The organism is Nocardia sp. NPDC058497, from assembly GCF_042720195.1.
Classification (GTDB): domain Bacteria; phylum Actinomycetota; class Actinomycetes; order Mycobacteriales; family Mycobacteriaceae; genus Nocardia.
Map to the genome: position 1 here is coordinate 1 of NZ_JBHXMY010000415.1, position 5348 is coordinate 5348.

Consider the following 5348-nt stretch of genomic DNA (forward strand, 5'->3'; position numbering starts at 1 on the left):
GGGGGGGGGGGGGGGGGACCCGGGGGGGGCGCGCCCGAGCGTGGGCGCCCCCGGGGGCGCCGGGGTGGGGGGGGGGGGGGCGCCCGGGGGCGGCGGCCTGGTGTCGACCGAGCTGGTGCAGATCAACGGCGCTCCGGCCCTGGTCATCCGGATCGACGGGGTACTCGACAGCGTCGTCGCGACGCGGATCGACGACGGGTCGATCACCGGTCTCTATGTGGTGCGCAATCCCGAGAAGCTGTCGCGGATCGAGCAGACGACCGCCGTTACCCGCTGATCCGCGACCACCGCGTCAGGGCTGTCCTACCCAGCGGTCGAGCGCGTCCCGCAGGGCCGGGATCGCGGTGTCGGCGGCTTCGTCGACGGCCGCGGCCCAGCCGACGAAGGCGTCGGGGCGGATGAGCAGCACGTCGGCCGGGCGATCCTCGGTCTTGGCGGTGACGATCTCGATCCGCGGTTCCCGCGCCCTGGCGAGCTCCCGCAGGTCCGCGCGATCGGCGAGATCGAGGAAGACGGGCCTGGCGGTGTGCAGGAGTTCCGCGACGCTGGTCGTGCCCTGTTCGGTGAGCAGCGTGAGGTCGGGGGCGAAGGTGCCTGCCAGCGGGTGCGGGTCGGCGCCGGGCATCGGGTAGCGGACGTCGCCCGCGGAGATCATGCCCGCCAGGCGGCGCAGCGCGGGTGCGTCGGCGAACAGCTCCTGGAACACCGCGCGCAGGGCGTCGGCGGCCTCGTCCTGGCCGCGGCGCAGCGCCGCCTGGGCGCGAGTCTGCTGCAGCGCCCGTCCCGCCGCGGCGTGCCGTTCGTCCTGGTAGGTGTCGAGCAGGCCTGCCGGCGCCCAACCCTGCACGGTGGCGGCCAGTTTCCACGCCAAGTTGACCGAGTCGAGCATGCCGACATTGAGCGCGGTACCGGTGGCGGGCAGCAGATGTGCGGCGTCACCGGCGAGCAGGATCCGGCCCGCCCGGTAGCGGTCGGCCCGCCGCGCTTGGAACTGGTAGCGGGACAACCGGATCGGCTCGCCCAGCGGCAGCTCGGCGCCGAGCACGCGGCGGGCGCTGTCACCGAGTTCGGCGAGGGTCATCGGGTCGTCGTTGTCGTATTCGGTGAGGTCGTCCTCGGTGGTCTGGAAGAACATCGTGCGCACCGCCGGGTCGACCGGGCCCATCGCGAAGACGCCGCGCTCGGTGCGGGTGAAGCCGGGGCTGATCTGCCCGTGGCCCGGCACGTCGAGGCCACCGTCGTCGAGGACGGTGACCGAGTCCGGCACGGTGACCACGCCGAGGCGGTTGACTTCGGGAAAGGTGTTGCCGGGGAACGGGATTGCGGCCAGTTCCCGGATCCGGCTGCGCCCGCCGTCGCAGCCGACCAGGTACTGCGCCCTCACCCGGTACGGCCCGTCCGGCCCTTGCACGTCCACGGTCACCGCCGTGTCGTCCTGGCTCACCGCGATCACCTCGTGCCCGCGGCGGATCTCGGCGCCGAGTTCGACGGCGCGTTCGGCGAGCAGCTCCTCGACGCGCGCCTGCGGAATCCCCATCGCGTCCATGGGACCGTCGGCGAGAATGCCGAAATCGACATGCATGCCGCCGAAGGGGAAGATCGGCGCCGGGATCGGGCTGCCCACCGCGGCGAAGCGATCGAGCAGGCCGCGGTATCGCAGCACATCCAGGATCCGGCCGCCCAGGCCGCTGGCCTTGTGCGCGGTGCCGGGCTCCGCACGCCGCTCCAGCACCACGGGGCGCACACCGGCCAGGGACAGCTCCCCGGCGAGCATCAGTCCGGCGGGGCCCGCGCCGACAACGATCACGTCGGTCTTCATCTCACGCACTGCGTTACTCCCGTTTTTCGCTGGTCCGAACATCGACGTGCGATTGTGCAGGATGACCGGGGTCTTGCCGCAAGCCCCCAGGTGGGCTATACCTTGGAAGGGACAAGGAGCGCTGGGCGTTCCGATTCCCCTTCCCCTGACTGCGCGAAGCGGCCGTCGCCGAATTCGCGGTTCGCTGACTCGCCATATTTCGCTTGTGGCATGACCGGGGCGTGCCGCACACTGGTCCTCCGATGCCAGGACCTGCGGAAATCCGGATTCAGCGAAGGGGCGGTGCATGTTCGACGTGATCATTGCCGGGTGCGGGCCGACCGGTGCGATGCTGGCCGCCGAACTGCGGCTGCACGATGTGCGGGTCCTCGTTCTGGAGAAGGAACCCGAGCCCGTGTCGTCGTTCGTCCGCATCGTCAGCCTGCACATGCGCAGCCTCGAGCTGATGGCGATGCGCGGACTGCTGGATCGGTTTCTCGAACGCGGGCGACAGCGTCCGGTCGGCGGTATCTTCGCCGCCATCGCCACACCCGCGCCCGACGGCCTGGATTCCACGCACGCCTATCAGCTGGGGATTCCGCAGCCGGTCGCCGAACATCTCCTCACAGACCATGCGATCGCGCTTGGTGCGCGGGTCCGGCGCGGTTGTGCGGTAGCCGGTTTCGAGCAGGACGACGAGGGCGTGACCGTCGAACTGGCCGACGGGGAGCGGCTGCGTGCGCGGTATCTCGTCGGCTGTGACGGCGCGCGCAGTACGGTGCGCACACTGCTGGGCGTCGGATTCCCCGGCGAGCCCTCGCGGACCGAGACGCTGATGGGCGCGATGGAAGTGGGTGTGCCGCAGGAGGAGATCGCCACCAAGGTGGCCGAAATCCGCGCGACCACTCCGGCATTCAGTCTCGGGCCCTTCGGCGAAGGGATCTATCGCGTCGTCGTCCCCGCCGTGGGCGTCAGCGAGGATCGCTCGGAACCGCCCTCGCTCGAGGATTTCCGGCAAGGGTTGCGCGCGATCGCCGGAACCGATTTCGGTGTGCACTCCCCGCGCTGGTTGTCCCGCTTCGGCGATGCGACCCGGCTGGCGGAGCGGTATCGGGTCGGTCGGGTGCTGCTGGCAGGCGACGCGGCGCACATTCACCCGCCCGCCGGCGGTCAGGGTCTCAACCTGGGCGTTCAGGACGCGGTCAACCTCGGCTGGAAGCTCGCCGCGCAGATCCATGGCTGGGCGCCGGAGACATTGCTGGACACCTACCAGACCGAACGTCATCCGGTCGCCGCAGACGTCCTGGACAACACCCGCGCCCAGGTGCAGCTGTCGTCCACCGAACCGGGCGCGCAGGCCGTGCGCAGGCTGCTCACCGAACTGATGGACTTCGACGAGGTGAACCGCCATCTGATCGAGAAGATCGCCGCGATCGGCATCCGCTACGACTTCGGCGAGGGCGCCGATCTGCTCGGCCGTCGCCTGCGGGATGTCGACCTGAAGCAGGGCCGCCTCTACGAGCGACTACATCGGGGCCGCGGCCTGGTGCTCGACCGCACCGAACGGCTGACCGTCGACGGCTGGTCGGACCGGGTCGACCACATCGCGGATCCCACTGCGGCACTGGATGTTCCGGCTATTCTGCTCCGGCCCGACGGCTACGTCGCCTGGATCGGCGAGCACCAGCAGGACCTCGACGACCACCTCGCCCGCTGGTTCGGCAAGCCCACCGCTAATACGAACATACGTTCGAACACAGGGTAGACTGGCGGGCATGTCGCTGCCCCTGCAAGGTTCACTGTTCGACGGTGATGCGGTTGCGCTGGGTTCGATCGAGACGATCCGGCGCACCCAGCTCGACGCGACGGCCTGGGTGGATGTCCTACCCGGCTGGCTCAGCGGCGCGAGCGTCCTCTTCGAGCGCCTGGCCGAACGCGTGCCGTGGCACGCCGAGCGCAGGCCCATGTACGACCGGGTCGTCGACGTGCCCCGGCTGGTGTCGTTCTTCGGCGAGAACGACCCGCTACCCGACCGCATCCTGGTCGCGGCACGAGAGGCCCTGACCTGCCATTACGCCACCGAGCTCGGGGAGCCGTTCCGCACCGCGGGCCTGTGCTTCTACCGCGACGGCCGCGACAGCGTCGCCTGGCACGGCGACACGATCGGCCGCGGCGCCACCCACGACACCATGGTCGCGATCGTCTCGGTCGGCGCACCGCGCGCGCTGCTGCTGCGGCCACGCGGCGGCGGGGCCAGCGTGCGATTCCCCTCGGGGCACGGCGACCTGCTGGTGATGGGCGGCGCGTGTCAGCGCACCTGGGAGCACGCGGTACCCAAGACGTCCCGGCCGGTCGGGCCACGCATCAGCATCCAGTTCCGCCCGCGCAACGTGCGGTGACACCCGCACCGGAATAGCCCTGGCCGCCGAAGTCGGCGCGACACCCGCGCAGACCGCCCTGGCCTCGCTGCACCCCGCCCCCACGATCCTGTCGATCCCCGGTACGACCTCGATCGGTCATCCCACCGAGAACTTCGGCGCGACGGAGGTCCGGCTGACCGGCGAGCAGTTCGCCCGGCTGTCGGCACTGGCCGTCGAAACAGCCTGAGCAGAAACCGATTACGGGGCGCTCAGCACCGAGTACACCAGTTCCCGCACCCCCGCGCGCAACCGGTCGACCTCACCGGCCCTGGCCATCTGCTGCGCGAGGTCCCCGCCGATGATCGACAGCAACAGCGCGCCCACCGTCTCGGCGTCTATCTCCGGGCGGACCTCGCGCAGCAACCCGGTGATGTGCTCGGCCCAGAACGCGTGGAATTCCGCACTGCGCGGATGCGGGGGCATGGCCTTGTAGGCGGCGATCAGTTCGACGTCAGCGGTGACCATGGTCGTCATCGCGTCGAAGAAGGCGAGTAGCCGGTCGGTCGCCGGCGCGCCGGGACCCAGCGGCGGCGGCCCGCTCTGCACCGCCGCCATCATCTCGGCCGCCCCCTCGGCCACCAGCTCGTACAGCAGGCCGGCCCGGCTGCCGAAGCGATGGAAGATGGTCCCTTTGGCCACGCCGGCGGCCGCGGCGACCCGATCCATCGTCACCCCCGCCGCACCGTGTTCGGCCAGCAGCGCGGCGGTGGCCTCGAGGATCGCTCGACGGTTGCGCGCGGCGTCGGCGCGTTCGGTGGGGCGTGGGTCGGGCATCGTATCGCTTTCTCGGCACCTGCCGATCCGTTGACAAGTTGACCGCCGGTCCATATCGTTCGATTTATCTGGACCAGCAGTCAACTTATGGAGTTCTGATGCAGGCAATCGTAATGACCGAGACCGGCGCACCCGCGGTGCTGGTGGCGCACGACGTCGACGAACCGCGACCCGGTGACGGACAGGTAGCCATACGCGCCGAGGCGATCCCGGTGCTCTACCCGGAGACCATGGTGCGGGCGGGCGCGTTCCCGATCCCCGTGCCGCTGCCCGCGGTGTTCGGGTTCCAGGCGGCGGGGACGGTCGTCGAGCTCGGCGCCGGCGTTGACCCGGCCCTGCTCGGCGCCCGGGTCGTC

Annotated in this window: 5 protein-coding genes and 1 pseudogene; 4 read left to right on the forward strand and 2 right to left on the reverse strand. The window is 70.6% G+C overall.

What is annotated here, in order from left to right; translation table 11 throughout:
• Nucleotides 1-277, forward strand: a pseudogene (locus ACFWPJ_RS23530) (RNA polymerase subunit sigma-24); the annotation flags it as partial.
• A gap of 15 nt (nt 278-292) precedes the next feature.
• On the opposite strand, the gene ACFWPJ_RS23535 reads toward ACFWPJ_RS23530, so the two are convergent.
• Complete coding sequence (locus ACFWPJ_RS23535; protein WP_378854559.1) at nt 293-1819, reverse strand: FAD-dependent monooxygenase; 1527 nt, start codon at nt 1817-1819, stop codon at nt 293-295.
• Between the two features lie 286 nt (nt 1820-2105).
• Between ACFWPJ_RS23535 and rox the strand changes: the two genes are divergently transcribed.
• Nucleotides 2106-3563, forward strand: coding sequence for a rifampin monooxygenase (gene rox / locus ACFWPJ_RS23540; protein WP_378854555.1), 1458 nt, complete (start codon nt 2106-2108; stop codon nt 3561-3563).
• Nucleotides 3564-3573: 10 nt separating this feature from the next.
• Nucleotides 3574-4197 carry an alpha-ketoglutarate-dependent dioxygenase AlkB gene (locus tag ACFWPJ_RS23545; RefSeq protein WP_378854556.1) on the forward strand — a complete coding sequence of 208 codons (624 nt, stop codon included), beginning with the start codon at nt 3574-3576 and terminating at the stop codon, nt 4195-4197.
• A 219-nt stretch (nt 4198-4416) separates the two neighbouring features.
• On the opposite strand, the gene ACFWPJ_RS23550 is transcribed toward ACFWPJ_RS23545, so the two are convergent.
• Nucleotides 4417-4992 carry a TetR/AcrR family transcriptional regulator gene (locus ACFWPJ_RS23550; RefSeq protein ID WP_378854557.1) on the reverse strand — a complete coding sequence of 192 codons (576 nt, stop codon included), beginning with the start codon at nt 4990-4992 and terminating at the stop codon, nt 4417-4419.
• A gap of 98 nt (nt 4993-5090) precedes the next feature.
• Between ACFWPJ_RS23550 and ACFWPJ_RS23555 the strand changes: the two genes are divergently transcribed.
• On the forward strand, nt 5091-5348 hold a 258-nt coding region (locus ACFWPJ_RS23555; protein ID WP_378854558.1), incomplete at its 3' end, for an alcohol dehydrogenase catalytic domain-containing protein.

Coding starts and splice junctions, on each gene's coding strand:
- ACFWPJ_RS23535 (WP_378854559.1), bottom strand. CDS start 1,819: ATGAAGACCGACGTGATCGTTGTCGGCGCGGGCCCCGCCGGACTGATG.
- rox (WP_378854555.1), top strand. CDS start 2,106: ATGTTCGACGTGATCATTGCCGGGTGCGGGCCGACCGGTGCGATGCTG.
- ACFWPJ_RS23545 (WP_378854556.1), top strand. CDS start 3,574: ATGTCGCTGCCCCTGCAAGGTTCACTGTTCGACGGTGATGCGGTTGCG.
- ACFWPJ_RS23550 (WP_378854557.1), bottom strand. CDS start 4,992: ATGCCCGACCCACGCCCCACCGAACGCGCCGACGCCGCGCGCAACCGT.